At 71.6% G+C, this 16,405-nt stretch carries 16 protein-coding genes; 8 read left to right on the top strand and 8 right to left on the bottom strand.

Annotation, left to right across the window (positions count from 1 at the left end):
* The first annotated feature begins 177 nt into the window (after window positions 1–177).
* The gene (locus ACFE86_RS15455; RefSeq protein ID WP_375456213.1) at window positions 178–315 is read left to right on the top strand and encodes a hypothetical protein; all 138 of its coding nucleotides are present in this window, start codon (window positions 178–180) and stop codon (window positions 313–315) included.
* On the opposite strand, the gene ACFE86_RS15450 is transcribed toward ACFE86_RS15455, so the two are convergent.
* On the bottom strand, window positions 312–3,776 hold the full coding sequence (locus ACFE86_RS15450; RefSeq protein ID WP_375456212.1) for a DUF3971 domain-containing protein: 3,465 nt from the start codon (window positions 3,774–3,776) through the stop codon (window positions 312–314). The two genes, ACFE86_RS15455 and ACFE86_RS15450, sit on opposite strands and share 4 nt — an antisense overlap.
* Before the next feature lie 173 nt (window positions 3,777–3,949).
* Between ACFE86_RS15450 and ACFE86_RS15445 the strand changes: the two genes are divergently transcribed.
* Together ACFE86_RS15445 and ACFE86_RS15440 are read left to right on the top strand one after the other, a co-directional pair.
* The gene (locus tag ACFE86_RS15445; protein ID WP_375456211.1) at window positions 3,950–4,417 is read left to right on the top strand and encodes a peroxiredoxin; all 468 of its coding nucleotides are present in this window, start codon (window positions 3,950–3,952) and stop codon (window positions 4,415–4,417) included.
* Window positions 4,418–4,494: 77 nt separating this feature from the next.
* On the top strand, window positions 4,495–5,640 hold the full coding sequence (locus ACFE86_RS15440) for a peptidoglycan DD-metalloendopeptidase family protein (RefSeq protein ID WP_375456210.1): 1,146 nt from the start codon (window positions 4,495–4,497) through the stop codon (window positions 5,638–5,640).
* Between the two features lie 9 nt (window positions 5,641–5,649).
* On the opposite strand, the gene prfB is transcribed toward ACFE86_RS15440, so the two are convergent.
* Window positions 5,650–6,778, bottom strand: a protein-coding gene (gene prfB / locus ACFE86_RS15435; protein WP_375456209.1) for a peptide chain release factor 2 whose coding sequence is annotated in 2 segments (ribosomal slippage) — window positions 5,650–6,708 and window positions 6,710–6,778 — 1,128 coding nt in all. Because the reading frame shifts where the segments join, the coding sequence is not laid out codon by codon here.
* A gap of 180 nt (window positions 6,779–6,958) precedes the next feature.
* Between prfB and ACFE86_RS15430 the strand changes: the two genes are divergently transcribed.
* On the top strand, window positions 6,959–7,303 hold the full coding sequence (locus ACFE86_RS15430; protein WP_375456208.1) for a DUF3140 domain-containing protein: 345 nt from the start codon (window positions 6,959–6,961) through the stop codon (window positions 7,301–7,303).
* 28 nt (window positions 7,304–7,331) lie between these two features.
* Here the strand turns inward: ACFE86_RS15430 and ACFE86_RS15425 are convergent, their stop codons facing one another.
* The 4 genes from ACFE86_RS15425 to ACFE86_RS15410 all read right to left on the bottom strand — a co-directional run bounded on the left by ACFE86_RS15425 (window position 7,332) and on the right by ACFE86_RS15410 (window position 9,843).
* Window positions 7,332–7,670 carry a hypothetical protein gene (locus ACFE86_RS15425; protein ID WP_375456207.1) on the bottom strand — a complete coding sequence of 113 codons (339 nt, stop codon included), beginning with the start codon at window positions 7,668–7,670 and terminating at the stop codon, window positions 7,332–7,334.
* A 120-nt stretch (window positions 7,671–7,790) separates the two neighbouring features.
* Window positions 7,791–8,003 (bottom strand): hypothetical protein, encoded by a 213-nt coding sequence (locus tag ACFE86_RS15420; protein WP_375456206.1) that lies wholly within the window; start codon window positions 8,001–8,003, stop codon window positions 7,791–7,793.
* Window positions 8,004–8,146: 143 nt separating this feature from the next.
* The gene (locus ACFE86_RS15415; protein WP_375456205.1) at window positions 8,147–9,364 is read right to left on the bottom strand and encodes an LL-diaminopimelate aminotransferase; all 1,218 of its coding nucleotides are present in this window, start codon (window positions 9,362–9,364) and stop codon (window positions 8,147–8,149) included.
* Between the two features lie 116 nt (window positions 9,365–9,480).
* Window positions 9,481–9,843, bottom strand: coding sequence for a hypothetical protein (locus ACFE86_RS15410; protein ID WP_375456204.1), 363 nt, complete (start codon window positions 9,841–9,843; stop codon window positions 9,481–9,483).
* Between the two features lie 180 nt (window positions 9,844–10,023).
* On the opposite strand from ACFE86_RS15410, the gene ACFE86_RS15405 reads away from it, so the two are divergent.
* Together ACFE86_RS15405 and ACFE86_RS15400 are read left to right on the top strand one after the other, a co-directional pair.
* Window positions 10,024–11,790, top strand: coding sequence for a PHA/PHB synthase family protein (locus tag ACFE86_RS15405; RefSeq protein ID WP_375456214.1), 1,767 nt, complete (start codon window positions 10,024–10,026; stop codon window positions 11,788–11,790).
* 67 nt (window positions 11,791–11,857) lie between these two features.
* Window positions 11,858–12,742 carry a fumarylacetoacetate hydrolase family protein gene (locus tag ACFE86_RS15400; protein WP_375456203.1) on the top strand — a complete coding sequence of 295 codons (885 nt, stop codon included), beginning with the start codon at window positions 11,858–11,860 and terminating at the stop codon, window positions 12,740–12,742.
* A 3-nt stretch (window positions 12,743–12,745) separates the two neighbouring features.
* On the opposite strand, the gene ACFE86_RS15395 is transcribed toward ACFE86_RS15400, so the two are convergent.
* Window positions 12,746–13,270 (bottom strand): helix-turn-helix domain-containing protein, encoded by a 525-nt coding sequence (locus ACFE86_RS15395; protein ID WP_375456202.1) that lies wholly within the window; start codon window positions 13,268–13,270, stop codon window positions 12,746–12,748.
* Window positions 13,271–13,313: 43 nt separating this feature from the next.
* Between ACFE86_RS15395 and ACFE86_RS15390 the strand changes: the two genes are divergently transcribed.
* Together ACFE86_RS15390 and bioB are read left to right on the top strand one after the other, a co-directional pair.
* The gene (locus ACFE86_RS15390; RefSeq protein ID WP_375456201.1) at window positions 13,314–13,508 is read left to right on the top strand and encodes a hypothetical protein; all 195 of its coding nucleotides are present in this window, start codon (window positions 13,314–13,316) and stop codon (window positions 13,506–13,508) included.
* Between the two features lie 32 nt (window positions 13,509–13,540).
* On the top strand, window positions 13,541–14,542 hold the full coding sequence (bioB, locus tag ACFE86_RS15385) for a biotin synthase BioB (protein WP_375456200.1): 1,002 nt from the start codon (window positions 13,541–13,543) through the stop codon (window positions 14,540–14,542).
* 3 nt (window positions 14,543–14,545) lie between these two features.
* On the opposite strand, the gene ACFE86_RS15380 is transcribed toward bioB, so the two are convergent.
* Window positions 14,546–16,039, bottom strand: coding sequence for a sensor histidine kinase (locus tag ACFE86_RS15380; RefSeq protein ID WP_375456199.1), 1,494 nt, complete (start codon window positions 16,037–16,039; stop codon window positions 14,546–14,548).
* Window positions 16,040–16,405: the final 366 nt, after the last annotated feature.

Genomic DNA, 16,405 nt, shown 5'->3' with positions numbered 1-16,405 from the left:
CGTGCTCAAGCTCTCGTTCGGCCGCAAGAGGCACGTGCTGCTGCGGGTGGCGTGAGCGCGCGCATTTCGGCACCCTGACGCGGCATCAGGAGCCCGGCGGCGGTTCGCTCTTTTCCCTCCACCCGGTTCCTGTCCGACCGGGTCTCCTCCACGGCGAGACGGCGAAGCGTGACCGTCATGGCCCACGCCTTGCAGGTTCTCGGCATCATTCCGCCGGTGGGCGTGATCGGCCTCGGCGCCCTGAAGATCGGATGCGTGAACTTCGACCGACGCCCCCGTGAGGATGCGCGGAAGGCGAAGCAGGCGCGCGCCTAACGGTCGTCCTGCACGCTCGGCCGAACCCCGTCCGCGAAGGACGGCCCGCCGCCCGCGCTGAACAGCTTTCGCAGGAAGCCCGGCGCCACGGCCGAGAGCGGGTTCACGCTCACGTCCGGCGCGCTGAGCCTGCCGGAGACGCGGAAGTTGACGGCGAACAGCCCCTCGTTGTGGCCGCCGCCGAGCAGCGTGCCGATCACCGGCACCTGCGAGACGATGTTGTTGAGGCCGTAGAGCGGCACGAAGGTGCCGTTGATGTCGGTGCGCTCGCGGGCGGTGTCGAGGAAGCCGGAGAGCGTGAAGCCCATCGCGGCGTTGGAGATCGCCGCGTCGGCGAAGTCGACGCGGGCGCCGGCGCGGACGAAGTTCGCCCGCATCCGGTCGAAGACGACCTCGCTGCCCTGCCCCGGCACCGTGCGCGTGCGGCCGCGGGCATCGACGGTCTCGACCGTCTCGGGGCTCTGCGCCATGATGCTCGACAGGGCCGGCTCGTTGCGCAGGGAGAACTCCCGGATCTGCACGGTCCCGGTCTGCGGCCCGTCGCTCATCACGATGCCGAGCTTGAGCCGGCCGCCGTACATCCGCCGGTAGACGTCGACGAAGCGCAGGGTCGCGCCGGCATCGCCCGATTCGAGCGCCAGCGTCGGCACGCCGCGCTCGCCCTTGGTGACGCCGGCCGTGAGCGGCGCCGACCGGAACTTGCCGGTGACGGCGGCCGTGCGCACGTCCCGCCCGCGCAGCGAGACCCGGACGTTGGCGTTCGTCAGCGCCTCGTCGTTGAAGCCGGTGAGAATGCCGAGCGCGATCTCCGCCTCGACGTCCTTCGGGTTGGCGTCCCTGGACGCCTTGCCCTCCGGCGCGGTCATCGCCCGCAGGAACGGACGCGCGTCGGCGACCGCGCCCTTCACGCCGACGCGGTAGCCGTTGCCGCTGCGCTCCAGCAAGACGCGCATGTCGTCGCCGGCGGAGAGCTTGAGGCTGGTGAGGTCGGCCCGCTCCAGGGCGCCGTCGGCGGTGATCGCGGCGCTGCCGCGGGCGGAGGCCGGCCCGGCGTCGAGGACGAGGTCGCGCAGGTCCATGCCGGAGCCGGTGTCGATCAGCGAGAAGGCCAGCCGCCCGGCCCGGCCCGCCGCCTTGACGAAGCCCGGCAGCAGGCCGTCGATGCCGGCGCGTGCCAGGTCGGCCTCGACCCGGATCGGCGGCCGGTTCGCGCCGGTCCGCCCGAGCGGGATCGTCGCCCTGACCGGGATCGGCCCGGTGAGCTGCGGTGCCACGGGCAGGCCCTTGCGGGCGCGCAGGCCCTCGTCGAGGGTGAGGGTGACCAGCGCCTCGCCCGCGCCGCCCGCCTTGGCCTGACGCATGTCGATGGTGATCGGCGCGCCCGCGAGCCGGCCGTCGCCCTTCAGGGCGAAGCCGCGGGCATCGTAGCTCACGGCGAACCGCCCGGCCTCCAGGCGGTCCTTGCCGACGACCTTGTCGACGGAGAGGTCGGCCAGCGTGCCGGTGACGCTCACCGGCAGGTCGGGCAGGTCGGGGATGCGCCGCAGATCGAGCGGGAAGGCGATGCGCAGGTCGGCCTGCCCCTTGACCGCCGCGGGGTCGAGGTCGACGCCCGACAGCGCCTTGAACATCCTGGTCTGGAGCAGGCCGGTCAGCGCGTCGGCGCCGCCGGACAGCCGCACGCCGATCTCGGCCACGACCTTGTCGGGGGTGATCTCGGGGATCACGAAGCTGCCCTCGCTGAGGTTGAGGGTGCGCCCGTCGGCCATGCGCAGGTCGGCGGTGACGTTTCTGATCCGCGTCGTCCGCCCGGTGATCGTGCCGGCCACCGTGCCCTTCGTCAGCGGCGGCGCGTCGGGGGAGATCTCGAGGCTCGCGTCGGAGATCCGGAAGTCGATGTGCACCGCGTTGTCGGGCATCGGGTCGCCGCGGGTCGCGGCGGCGAGTTCGGCCCCCGACATGGCGATCGCGATGTCCACCGCCTCGATGCGCGCGCTGCGCAGCTCGTCCACAAGGTAGTTGCGCGCGCCCGGCGCGATGTTCTCCGGCCAGAGCCGCAGGGCGGTGCGCGCCTCGCTGTCGCTGGCGACGACGTGGAGGGTGAGGCCGTCGTCGTCGGCGGCGGTCCCGACGGTGCCGGTGATGCTGCCGTGGACGCCGGCGCCGCTCATGGCGAAGCTGTCGATGGCGACGCCGCCGGCCCGGCCCGTGAGGCGGCCGTCCATCGCCGCGATCGTCACCGGCCCGTCCGTCGCGGCGGCCCCGCGCAGCGTCGCGTCCCGGCTCGACAGGGTCGCGGTCCAGGCGACGTCGGCGCCGGGCCCGGCTTCGGCCCAGGTGCCGGTGAGGTGCACCACGTTGCCGGCGCCGAGATAGTCGAGCCCGTCGAGCGTCATTACACGGGCGGCCTCGTCCCAGCTCACGGCGGCCTTCAGGCTCTCGACGGTGACCGGGTTGAAATCCTTCTCCTCGATCAGCACGGTGCCGTCGCCGGTGCGCAGCGTCGCCGTCATCGCCTCGATGCGACCCTTGTCGAGGGCGACCTCGGCGCGCGCCGAGAGCTTCAGGTCGGTGGCGACCGGCAGCTTCGACCGGCCCGACAGCAGCAGCAGGTCGGTGACGGGCAGGTCGTCGAGGCTAATGATCCCGGTGCGCCGCGTGCCGCCCGCCTCGCGCAGCGTGCCGCCGAAGCGCCACTGCCCGTGCGGGCCGTCGATGCGCAGCTCGAACAGCCGCGCGTCCCCGGTCGCGTCGCGGCCGAACAGCCCGTTGACGTGCTCGAACACCGCGCGCTCGCGGGCGTCGTCGTCGATCAGCGTCAGGCGCGCGTCGGTGATGCGGGCGCGATCCAGCGCGCCGACGACGCCCGCGGAATCGAGCACCACGCCGAAGATCGACGCGGTGGCGGCCGAGAGCGGCGAGACGGTGCCGCGGGCCGCGTCCACGCTCGGCGGCGTGTGCGGCGAGGCGTCCTCGGGGTGGGCCGGCTCCGAGGCCGCGAACGCGATCGAGCCGTCGCGGTGGACCAGCGCCGTCATCTGCACGTCGCGGAACTCGATCGCGCGCGGGGTCGGCGTGAGCCGCAGCAGGCTCCAGGGATCGATGCTGACGAGCGCCAGCGGCGCACGCACGACGAGCGCCCCTTGCGGGTTGCGGATGTCGAGGCCGGCGACGCGCAGGGCCAGGGCGTTCTCCGAATCGAGCTCCAGGGTGCTGTCACGCAGGGTGATCTTCCAGCCGGCACCGATCCGCTCGGCGAGCGCGGCGGACACCCGCTCGGACAGCCCGTCGATCCGCAAGGGTCCGGAGGCGAGGCGCATGACGCCGAGGCCGAGCCCGAGGCCGAGCAGCACCACGAGCGACAGGCCCGTCCACAGGCAGCGCCGCGTCCAGGGCCGTCCCGCCTTGCGCGGCCGGCACCCTTGCGGCGTATCCTCCGGCCGGGCCTCTTCCTCAGACATCGAGACCTTGCATCGGCGGGTCCGCTCAATCGGAACGGCCCTTCGTTCCAGGACGCGATCCTGTCGCGAAGCGTTTCCGGCGCCTTCGGGGCGTCGAGGACCCGGAATGCGGGCGTCGGGCCGTTCGGGCGCGGCGCCCAACGACACCATCAATCGGCCGAAAGGATGGCACGATGCCCCTCGCCCAAGGCGACCAAGCCCCCGATTTCACGCTCCCCGGCAGCGGCGGCGAAACGCTGGCGCTCGCAGCCCTGCGCGGCCGCAAGGCCGTGCTGTATTTCTATCCGAAGGACGACACCAGCGGCTGCACCCTGGAGGCGCAGGGTTTCAACGCCCTGCTCGCCGCCTTCGCCGCGGCGGACGCGACAGTGCTCGGCATCTCCCCGGACCCGGTGAAGAGCCACGACAGGTTCCGCGACAAGTACGGCCTCGCCTTCCCCCTGGCGTCGGACGAGACCAAGGCGATGCTGGCGGCCTACGGCGTCTGGGTCGAGAAGAGCATGTACGGCAAGACGTATATGGGCGTGGAGCGCACGACGATGCTGCTCGACCGCGACGGCCGCATCGCCCGCATCTGGCCGAAGGTGAAGGTGCCGGGCCACGCCGAGGCTGTGCTGGAGGCCGCCCGCGCCCTGCCCTGATCGCCGGCGGATGCGGATTTCACGGTTCCTCAACCCTGTCGGCGCTCAATGACCGCCTCGGGCCCGGGCCGGATTAAATGAGCCGCACTGCCACCGCTTCGAACGTCAGGGGCCGGCTGCTCGCCGCCGGCCTCGTCGCGAGCGGCCTCTGGGCCGTCGCGGCGAGCGCCCTGCTGCTGTTCCACGACGACGTGCTCGCCGGCTTCCTCGCACGCCAAGGGGCGATGCAGGCGGCCTACGAGGCGCGGCTCGCCGACCTGCGGACCGAACTCGACCGCGGCGGCTCCGAACGGGGGCAGGCGCAGGATGGGCTCGCGGCGCAGCTCGCCGGCCTGGTCGCACGCCAGGGCGAGCTCGAACGGCGCCAGGCGGCGCTCGCCGGGCTCGCCGGCGACGCGGCCGATCCGCAGACCACCGGATCGCTGCCCGCGGGCTCTCCCGCTCCGGTCCTGGACCTCGTCCCCGATCTCGGCCTGCGCCGCGGCGGCGAGCCTTTCCCCGGCCGCCGCAGCGCCCGCGAGACCGGCCTGCGGCTGGCGGTCCTCGGCGGACGGCTCGACGGCCTCGCGGCCGCCCAAGCCGTGAGCCTGGACCGGTTCACCGAGCGCGCCGGGCGCGACCTCGGGCGCCTGCGCCGGGCGCTCGGGGGGACCGGTCTCGACCTGCGGCGTCTCGCGGCTCCGGCCGAGGCGGGCCTCGGCGGCCCGCTGGTGCCGCTCGACGCGAACCCGTTCTCGGCCGCCGTGGCGCTCGCGGCGCGCACCGCCGGCGACGCCCGCACCCTCCGGCACGTCGCCGCGAGCCTGCCGCTCGCCCGGCCGATCCGGGCCGAGCACGGGGTCGCCAGCGGCTTCGGCACCCGGCTCGACCCGTTCACGCGCGGCCTCGCGCTCCATACCGGCCTCGACCTGAAGGCCGAGATGGGCGAGCCGGCGCTCGCCACCGCGCCGGGCCGCGTCGTCGCGGCGGAGCCGGCCGGCGGCTACGGCAACATGGTCGAGATCGACCACGGCCGCGGCGTGGTCACGCGCTTCGCGCACCTCGCGCGCATCGCCGTGCGCCCCGGCCAGTGGCTCCGCGCGGGCGACCTCGTCGGACGGGTCGGCTCGACCGGGCGCTCGACGGGCGCGCACCTGCACTACGAGACCCGGATCGATGGCGAGCCAGTCGATCCGCAGGGGTTCCTGGATGCGGGGCGGCAGCTTGCGGCGGCCGAGCCCTGAACCCGCCGGTCAATCGATGTCCTCGACCTTCTCGGTCGCCCCGTAGAGCCGCTGCGCCAGCGAGGCTTCGATGAACGGGTCGATGTCACCGTCGAGCACCTCGTCCGGGTCGGTCGATTGCGTGCCGGTGCGCAGGTCCTTCACCAACTGATACGGCTGGAGCACGTAGCTGCGGATCTGGTGGCCCCAGCCGATGTCGGTCTTCGAGGCGGCCTCGGCGCTGGCCTTCTCCTCGCGCTTCTTCAACTCGGCCTCGTACATCCGGGCGCGCAGCATGTTCCAGGCGGTGGCGCGGTTCTTGTGCTGCGAACGCTCCTGCTGGCACGCCACCACGATCCCGGTGGGGTTGTGGGTGATGCGCACTGCCGAGTCGGTGGTGTTGACGTGCTGGCCGCCGGCGCCCGACGACCGGTAGGTGTCGATGCGGCAATCCGATTCCTTGATCTCGATCTCGATCCGGTCGTCGATCACCGGATAGACCCACACGCTGGCAAAGCTCGTGTGCCGCCGCGCGCTCGAATCGTAGGGTGAGATCCGCACCAAGCGGTGCACGCCGGATTCGGTCTTGAGCCAACCGTAGGCGTTGTGGCCCTTGATCAGCAGCGTCGCGCCCTTGATCCCGGCCTCCTCGCCGTCCGACCACTCGACGATGTCGACCTTGTACTTCCGCCGCTCAGCCCAGCGGCCGTACATGCGTTGCAGCATGTTGGCCCAGTCCTGGCTCTCGGTGCCGCCGGCGCCGGCATGGACCTCGAGATAGGTGTCGAAGCCGTCGGCCTCGCCGGACAGCAGCGTCTCGACCTGCCGGCCGGCCGCCTCCTTCTCGACGGCGAGGATCGTGGCCTCGCCCTCGCGGATCGAGCCCTCGTCGCCCTCGCTCTCGCCGAGTTCGATCAGCATCGCCCCGTCGTCGAGGTCCTGTTCGAGCTTGCGGATCGCGCCGACGGCCTCGTCGAGCTGCTGGCGCTCGCGCATGACCTTCTGCGCCGCGTCGGCATCGTTCCAGAGTTCGGGATTCTCCGACGCCGCGTTCAGCTCCGCGAGGCGCTTGTCGACGGTATCCCAGTCAAAGATGCCTCCTCAGCAGTCCGATCGACTGCTTGGCGGCATCCGAGGCTTGCTCGATCTCGGCGCGCATTTCGAGGGTGTGTCGCTTGGGTGATGGCTTCGGGGTCGAGCGGGGTGATACCGGGCCGGGCCAGTGCTGTAAACGGCGGGAGGCGCACCCTGCGTCGGCGCACCGCGCACAATCTCCCGGAACGCGGGGCCGCTCGTGCGTTGATCGGGCCGTGACCGATCAACTGGAGGGAAGACCACCGTGACGGATGCCAAGCACGACGATCACGAGACCTGGGCGGCGTTCGAGGAGGCGGTGAACATGACCCCCGCCGCCCTGCGCAAGCACCTCGACGGCGACGCCAGCAAGTCGGTCGGTCAGAGGACCGGCGGCGGCGAGGCCACCGGCCACAAGGAGGGCCGCCGCATCCTGGAGATCAAGGCCAAGAAGAAGGCCGACCTCACCGAGGACGACTACGCGCACATGCGCAAGGTCGTCTCCTACGTGCGCCGCCACCTGGCCCAGGGCGGGACATCCCGCACCGATCCGCACTCGGCATGGTGGCTGTCGCTGATGAACTGGGGCCACGATCCCGCGAAGGACTGAGCGCGGCCTGCACCGTTCCGAACCGCGCTCAGGGCCGGCCGTAGCCGGCGATCCGGGCCGGCGCGAGGACGTAGCGGCGCGAGCCCTTCCGCGGGCCGCTACGTCCCTCCATCGGGCCGTCGTCGTAATAGTTGAACCCGGTCAGGCCGAAGCCGCCGCCGTTCATCACCTGCGGCACCGGGATCGCCGGCATGGCGAGGTCGGGCCGCGAGGGCGGGACGATCGGCCGGTCGGCGTCGTCGACCTGAAGCACCGTCGGCCCGTCCGGCCCCTCGAACACGTAGGCGACGGGCTGCGCCGCGGCGCTCCCGGCGCAGACGAGCGCGAGGAGGCCGGCGGCGAGGCTGTGTCCGAGGATGGTGCGCAAAATGTGCTCCGTCGCGAGGGGCCGTCTTCGTCAGGGCGCACACTCTGCCTGAGCGGCGGGGGCTTGTCCGCAGCCGCGCCGTGCGGCCGGTGGTGTCGTCCCGCGTTTCCGGCGGCGGCCTCAGCCCTTGGATTGCAGGACGACCGGCCGCTGCCGGGCGACCGGCGTGCAGTCCGTCCGGAAGGCGTTCAGCGCGGTCGGGCGCGAGTCGCAGGCGAAGGCCGCGTCCGGGCCGGGGGCGGGGACCGGATCGCGCGCGATGATCGGGTTCGGCGCGCAGGCCGAGGCGGCGGCCGCCAGCAGCACGGCGGCAGTCAGGGACAGGCGGCGCATGCAACCCTCGGACGCAGGGGATCTCATCATCGTGGCCGACCCTGCGCATCGGGCCGGCGGGTGACAAGCATCCGGGGGCCGGCGCGGCGCGCTTTGGCCGGGCCTGTCGCCCGGCCGCAACAACGGGCGCGTCACGCCGTCCGTCACGCCGTCTTGGCCAGCGGCACGACGTTGTGCAGCGTCCGATCCGCCGTCTCGAAGAAGCGGCGCACGTTGCGCGCCGCCTGCCGGATGCGCTGCTCGTTCTCGACCAGCGCAATGCGGACGTAGCCGTCGCCGAACTCGCCGAAGCCGATGCCCGGCGCCACCGCGACGTCCGACTTCTCCAGGAGCAGCTTCGAGAATTCGAGGCTGCCCATCGCCCTGAACGGCTCCGGGATCGGCACCCAGGCGAACATCGAGGCCGCGGGCGCGGGGATCTTCCAGCCGGCCTTGCCGAAGGACTCGACCAGCGCGTCGCGGCGCTTCCCGTAGGTCGCCCGCATCTCGTGGATGCAGTCGTCCGGCCCGTTCAACGCGGCAGTGGCCGCCACCTGGATCGGCGTGAAGGCGCCGTAATCGAGGTAGGATTTGACGCGGGACAGCGCGGCAAGCAGCCGCTCGTTGCCGACCGCGAAGCCCATGCGCCAACCGGCCATCGAGTAGGTCTTCGACAGCGACGTGAACTCCACCGTGCAGTCGATCGCGCCCGGCACCTCCAGCACCGAGGGCGGCGGCACGCCGTCGAAATACACCTCGGCGTAGGCGAGGTCCGAGAGCAGGATGATCTCGTGGCTTTTGGCGAAGGCGACGAGGTCCCGGTAGAAATCCAGGCCCGCGACCATCGCCGTCGGGTTCGACGGGTAGCACACCACCAGCGCCACGGGCTTGGGGATCGAGTGCTGCATGGCGCGCTCCAGCGCCGGGAAGAAGGCGGGCGTCGGCTCGGCCGGCACGGCGCGGACCACCCCGCCGGCCATCAGGAAGCCGAAGGCGTGGATCGGGTAGCTCGGGTTCGGCACCAGCACCACGTCGCCGGGCGCGGTGATGGCCTGCGCCATGTTGGCGAAGCCCTCCTTGGAGCCCAGCGTCGCCACGACCTGCGTGTCCGGGTTCAGGCTCACGCCGAAGCGGCGCTGGTAATAGCCGGCCTGGGCACGGCGCAGACCCGCGATGCCTTTCGAGGCCGAGTAGCGGTCGGTGCGCGGGCGCCCGGCCGTCTCGCACAGCTTGGCGATGACGTGCTTCGGGGCGTCGAGGTCGGGGTTGCCCATGCCGAGGTCGATGATGTCGGCGCCGTTGGCACGCGCCGCCGCCTTGATCCGGTTGACCTGCTCGAACACGTAAGGGGGCAGGCGTTTGATGCGGTGGAAATCGGTCATGGCCATCTGTCCGTCGGCGCGAATCCCGCACGAGCCTCGTCTGGCGGCCTCGGGCGGGTGGCGGTCGGCCTCTCTACCATCGAAGGCCGCCGCCGCCGACCCTGAATTTCAAGGGTCTATGGCGCGCTCGCGGGCTTCGTCGCCCTTCCAGCGCTCTCGGCCGCCCGGCCCTTCGATTCGTTGCGCCCGCGCGCGCCTTCGAGTTCGGCTTCCAGCGTCTTCCGGCCCTCGACGGACTTGGCCCGCACCGGCCGCGCCGGCGCCGAGACGCCCACCGGCAGGAATTCCGGCGTGCCCTGCGGCCGCGACGCCGCGACGAAATCCGGCGCCGCCATGCTCTTCGGGCCGTAGCCGGCCTCGACAGCGAGGGTCTTGATCGGTGTGAGATCGCTGGAACAGGCGCCGGCCGCCGCCGCGGCGCAGAGCGCGAGCGTGCGGAGAAAAATTCGATGGCTTCCGCGCCCGAGACTGGGGACCATGACGTAGATGTTTCGCTGTCGTCGCGTCCCGGTCTGGGCAAATCTTCGGTTGAAGCGTTATTTTGTCGGAAACGAGGCTCGGGGCCGCCGCATGGCGGTTGCTCCGGACCCGCCGCGCGGCCAGCGCGGATCACGCCGGGGAGTGGATCACGCGTGACGACGCAGCAGACGACGCCCGCGATGCCCGATTTCGAGGCGCTCTCGCGCAATGCCGGCCAGTTCATGGAGGAACTCGGCCGCGCCGCCGCCCGCTATGTGCAGCCCGCCGACGGGGCGCCCGCGCCGGCCAAGCCGTCGCAGGAGGCGAGCGACCTCGTCCGCACGCTGGGGACCGTCGCCGAGACCTGGCTGTCGGACCCCAAGCGCAGCCTGGAGGCGCAGGCCAAGCTCAGCGAGGCCTTCCTCGCCCTCTGGGGCTCGACGTGGTTCCGCCTGCAAGGCGAGGCAGCTGCGCCCGTCGCGCAGCCGGAACCGAAGGATGCGCGCTTCGCCCACGCGGAATGGTCGTCGAACCCGTATTTCGACTTCATCAAGCAGGGCTACCTCATCACCACGCGCTGGGCGGAAACGCTCGTCGCGGACGCCGAGGGCATCGACGAGCACACCCGGCACAAGGCGCAGTTCTACCTGCGCCAGATCGCGGGCGCGCTCTCGCCCTCGAACTTCGTGATGACCAACCCGGAGCTGATCCGGCACACGCTCAAGGAGAACGGCGCCAACTTGGTCCGCGGCATGAAGATGCTGCAGGAGGACATCGAGGCCGGCGCCGGCGAACTGCGCGTCCGCCAGACCGACCTCGACGCGTTCCGGTTCGGCATCGACGTGGCGGTGACGCCGGGCGAGGTGGTGTTCCGCAACGACCTGATGGAGCTGATCCAGTACGCGCCACGCACCGAGACGGTGCTCAAGCGCCCGTTCCTGATCGTGCCGCCGTGGATCAACAAGTTCTACATCCTCGACCTCAACCCGGCCAAGAGTCTGATCGGCTGGATGGTCGATCAGGGACTGACCGTGTTCGTGATCTCCTGGGTGAACCCGGACGAGCGCCACCGCGACAAGGACTTCGAATCCTACATGCGCGAGGGCATCGAGGCGGCGATCGACGCGATCGGCGTCGCCACCGGCGAGACCGAGGTCGCGGCGGCCGGCTACTGCGTCGGCGGCACCCTGCTCGCCGTGACGCTGGCGATGCAGGCGGCCACCGGCAACAGGCGGATCAGGAGCGCGACCTTCCTCACCACGCAGGTCGACTTCACCCATGCCGGCGACCTCAAGGTCTTCGCCGACGAGGCGCAGATCCGGCAAATCGAGGCGCAGATGGCCGAGCGCGGCTACCTCGACGGCGCGAAGATGGCCAACGCCTTCAACATGCTGCGGCCCAACGACCTGATCTGGTCCCACGTGGTCAACAACTACGTGAAGGGCAAGGCGCCGTCCGCCTTCGACCTGCTGTACTGGAACGCCGACGCCACGCGGATGCCGGCGGCCAACCATTCCTTCTACCTGCGCAACTGCTACCTGGAGAACAACCTCGCCGAGGGCAGGATGGTGCTCGGCAACGTCCGCCTCGACCTGAAGAAGGTCACGGTGCCGGTGTTCAACCTCGCCGCCCGCGAGGATCACATTGCGCCGGCGGTCTCGGTGTTCGAGGGCTCGGCCCGGTTCGGCGGCCCGGTCGATTACGTGCTTGCCGGCTCCGGCCACATCGCCGGCGTCGTCAACCCGCCGGCGAAGCCGAAATACGGCTACTGGACCGGCGGCAAGACGGAAGGGCGCCTGGAGGACTGGATCGCGGCCGCCACCGAGACCAAGGGTTCGTGGTGGCCGTACTGGTTCGCGTGGCTGGAGGCCCAGGCGCCCGAGCGCGTGGCCGCGCGCGAGCCCGGCGGCGGGGCGCTGGCGTCCCTCGGGCCCGCGCCCGGCACCTACGTGCGGACGAAGGCGTGAGCCGCGCCTTGACCGCGCCGCCGCGGCGGCCACCTTCCGTGGCGGGGTTCGAGGACGGGACGCGCACATGAAGCTGGTTCGGCACGGGGCTGCCGGCGACGAGAAGCCGGGCCTGATCGACGGCGCGGGCGGGCTGCGCGACCTCTCGGGCGTGATGCGCGACGTCGCCGGGCCGGCGCTGTCGCGGGAATCCCTCGAGCGCCTGCGCCTGATCGACACCGAATCCCTGCCGCTGCTGCCGGCCGACACGCGGCTCGGCCCCTGCGTCGGCGGCACCCGCAACTTCGTGGCGATCGGCCTGAACTTCGCCGACCACGCCGCCGAGACCGGCGCGGCGATCCCCTCCGAGCCGATCGTGTTCAACAAGGCGCCGTCCTGCATCGTCGGCGCCAACGACACGGTGATCATCCCCAAGGGCTCGGCCAGGACCGACTGGGAGGTGGAACTGGCGGTGGTGATCGGCCGGCACGCTTCCTACGTCCACGCCAACGCGGCGCTCGACTACGTCGCGGGCCTGTGCATCTGCAACGACGTCTCCGAGCGCGAATGGCAGATGGAGCGCGGCCCCACCTGGACCAAGGGCAAGGGCTGCCCGACCTTCGGGCCGCTCGGGCCCTGGCTCGTCACCCTCGACGAGATCCCGGACATCAAGGCCCTCGGCATGAGCCTCGACCTGAACGGGCAGCGGATGCAGACCGGCTCCACCGCGACGATGATCTTCGGCGTGGCGCAACTCGTGGCCTACGTCTCGCACTTCATGATGCTGGAGCCCGGCGACGTCATCACCACCGGCACGCCGCCCGGCGTCGGCCTCGGCATGAAGCCGCCGCGCTACCTCAAGGCCGGCGACGAGATGGTTCTGCGCATCGACGGCCTCGGCGAGCAGCGTCAGCGCGTAGTCGCGTTCGACGACTGGACCGCGAAGGTGTCGGCCGGCGAGCCGACGAACTGAGGCTCAGCCGGCCAGCGCCGCATCCACCGCGCCGGGGTTCTGATCGATGATCTTGAGCAGGATCATCGCGGCCGGATCGGGCCGGTTGCGGCCCTGTTCCCAGTTCTGGATCGTGGCGAGTTCGAGCCCGAAGCGGGTCGCGAACTCCGCCTGCGACAACCCGACTTTCTTCCGCACCGTCGCGACCTCGACGTCCGGCCGCTTGAGCGGCCGGGCCGAGACGCCGAGCATCGCGAGTTCGGCGACAACATCTCGTCCATCAGCGACGATCAGCTCGACGGCCGTTCCCGCACTGGTGAACAAACGACCGAATACCGCGTGGCCGCGGCGAAGTCCCAGGCCGCAAGACGCGAGCACACGGATCGCGTCGACGGGACGCTGCACGTCGCGCGCCGTCAGGTAGAAGCTGACGGGGGAACCGGATGGGACGGGGACGGGAGCCGGGGTTTCGCCCTGTCGAGCGAGGGCCTCCTTGAACGACAGGCGTTTTTGCACCGGACACCTCGAGTATCTTGCGACCGACCGCATTGAGACCGGCTCGCATCAGAGCACCGGACGACAAGCCCTGCACGTGCGCGCCATCGATCATCAAAACGCCGTCGCGCAGCCGGACATCCGCTTGCACCACGATGGTGCCAGCCGGTGTGCCGATGATGACGATCGTCTCGGCACCTTCTGCCTCCTCGACCTCGATCGTGACATCGTCCGTTGCCCGCATATACGCGATCCGCGGAGTCATCACAACGGCGTCTTCGCCGAGGCTTGATTTTTGCCCGCCGATCCCACTCAAAGGAAGGCATGATCGACCTCGCCGCCCAGACCCAAGCCGCCGCGATCCGCCACGACTGGACCGTCGCGGAGATCCGCGCGATCCACGACCTGCCGCTGCTCGACCTCGTGTTCCGGGCGGCCTCGGTGCACCGCGCCCACAACGATCCGGCCGACATCCAGCGGGCCTCGCTGCTGTCGATCAAGACCGGCGGCTGCCCCGAGGATTGCGCGTACTGTCCGCAATCGGCCCACCACAAGGGCACCGGCGTGGCGAAGGACCGCCTGATGCCGGTGGACGCGGTGCTCGCCGAGGCCGCCGCGGCGAAGGCTGCCGGCGCGCACCGCTTCTGCATGGGCGCGGCGTGGCGCCAGCCCAAGGACGGGCCGGACTTCGACGCGGTGCTCGCCATGGTGCGCGGCGTGCGCGGGCTGGGCATGGAGGCCTGCGTCACGCTCGGCATGCTCACGCCCGCCCAGGCCGGGCGGCTCGCCGAGGCGGGGCTGACCGCGTACAACCACAACCTCGACACCGGCCCGGACTTCTACGGCGACATCGTCTCGACGCGGAGCTACGCCGACCGGCTCCGGACCCTGGAGGCCGTGCGCGAGGCCGGCATCGGCGTCTGCTGCGGCGGCATCGTCGGCATGGGCGAGGGCGTGAGTGATCGTGCCGCGATGCTCCAGGTGCTGGCCAGCCACGCGCCCCATCCCGAGAGCGTGCCGATCAACGCGCTGGTCGCGGTGGCGGGCACCCCGCTCGGGGATCGCCCCGCGGTCGATCCCTTCGACCTCGTGCGGATGTGCGCCACCGCCCGCATCGTCATGCCGAAGGCCCGCGTGCGGCTCAGCGCCGGACGCAAGGGCCTGAGCCGCGAGGCGCAGGTGCTGTGCTTCCTCGCCGGCGCCAACTCGATCTTCTACGGCGAGCGCCTGCTGACGACGGCCAACGCCGAGACCGATTCCGACGCGGCGCTGCTGCGCGACATCGGCATCGCGGTCGCGATGCCGGCGCTCGCCGCCGCCGAGTGACGCTCAGGCGCCGGCATCCGGCAGGACGATGCGGAACCGGGTGCCGGGCGTACCCGGATCGAGGGCGAGCGTGCCGCCGTTGAGGCGGACGAGTTCCGAGGCGATGGCAAGGCCGAGGCCGGTGCCGCCCGAGCGCATCGAGCCCTGGAACGCCTCGAACAGGTGGGCCCGCGCCCGCTCCGGCAGCCCCGGGCCGTTGTCGGCGACGAGGATCGTCACCGCGCCCGCGCCGTCCGGCCCGTCGCGGCTCGCATCGACGCGGACCTCCGGTGCCGCGGTACCCGGCGCGGCGGCCGCGTGCGCCTCGACCGCGTTGCGCACGAGGTTGGCCACCGCCCGGGCGAGCTGCTCCGGGTCGGCGAAGACCAGCAGGTCGGGCGCGACCTCGGCGCGGACCCGGACCGTCCGCTCGGGCGACAGGGCTTCGAGGTCCGAGAGATCCGCGAGCATCGGCGCGAGGGCGGCAAGCTGCCGCCGGGGCGCGCGCTCGGCGGCGCGGCCATAGGCCAGCGTCGCTTCGCAGAAGCGGATCGCGCGATCGAGGGTCGCCACGAGGCGGGGCGCGATGCGCTGCACCGTCGGGTCTGCGGCGCCCTCCAACCGGTCGCCGAGGAGCTGGGCGCCGGTGAGCAGGTTGCGCAGTTCGTGGTTGATCTTGGCGACTGAGAGCCCGAGCTCGGCCAGCCGTCGCTTCTGGCGGAGCTGGTCGGCGAGCGCCCGCTGCATCCGCGCCAGCGCGGTCTCGGCGAGCCCGATCTCGTCGGTGCGGGCGGCCGGCGTGATGATCCGGTCGACGCCCTCCGGATCGTCGGCGAAGGCGGTGATGTTGCGGGAAAGCCGCCGCACCGGCCGGACGATCAGGGTCTGGAGCACGAAGAAGACCAGGCCGGCCGCGGCCGTGGCGATGATCAGCGACGACACCGCCAGGCGGATCGCGAAGGCGACGACGGCCTGCTTCAGCGGCGCGGGGTCGAGGATGATCTCGACCATGTCGAAGCCCTCCCAGCCGTGGCCGACGACGCGGATCGGTCGATCGACCGGGGCCGTCAGGGTCCGCCACGCGCCGCGGATGGCGCCCCAGATCGACCGGGCGCGGAGATCGACCGTGTCGGCGACCGCGTCGGGCATCGGGTCGATCGCCAGGAGCTGACGCGTTTCGCCGTCGCGCACCGCGATGGCGCGGGCGCCGACGCCGGCGAGGAGGCGCCCGGCGAGGTCGTCGGAGACCGGATGGCCCTCGCTCGCGTCGAGGACGAGGGCGGCGACCTGGGCGGCGCTGATGCGGTCGGAGAGCCAGGACAGGCGGTAGTTCGCCACCGCCGGCACGAAGATCAGCACCTCGGTCAGGGCGACGAAGGCGACGGTGACGAGGAACAGGCCGCCGGACAGGCCGAGGCGCCGGAACAGCCGTCCCGGCCGACGCGCCGCGCGCACAGCATCGGCCCGGCCCGCCGGGACCCGCGTCGGTTCCGTGTCGGACCCTGCAACCACGGCCATCCCGGTCCCGGACGCCGCGACCCCGTGCCCCTTCGCGAACGCAGCGGCGGCACCCGCGCCCCCGGCCGGGATCGTGGCACGGCCCGCCTTCGTACCGCGTGGCGACCCGAGGCGTCGAGGGGCGGTGTCTGACTAAAGCGCACTCCGACGAAGTGGATGCCGGTTCGTCGCGAAAGTGCCCGTTAAAGCAAGGACCTAGAGCCGTGACCCGACCCAGCGTGGTCGGGCACGGCTTTAGGTGTGTAGTCCCGGAGTGTGATGGTGCATTACACCTAGTGCATTTTCCGGCGAGGTGGATGCCGGCTCGCGTGAAGAAAATGCGACCACACAAGGAGTTAGAGCGTTTTTCGTGATCCGAAGATCATG

The organism is uncultured Methylobacterium sp. (genome assembly GCF_964244095.1).
Lineage (GTDB): Bacteria > Pseudomonadota > Alphaproteobacteria > Rhizobiales > Beijerinckiaceae > Methylobacterium.
Note: the sequence above shows the minus strand (reverse complement) of the source record. Positions and strands in the feature narration are given on the sequence as shown.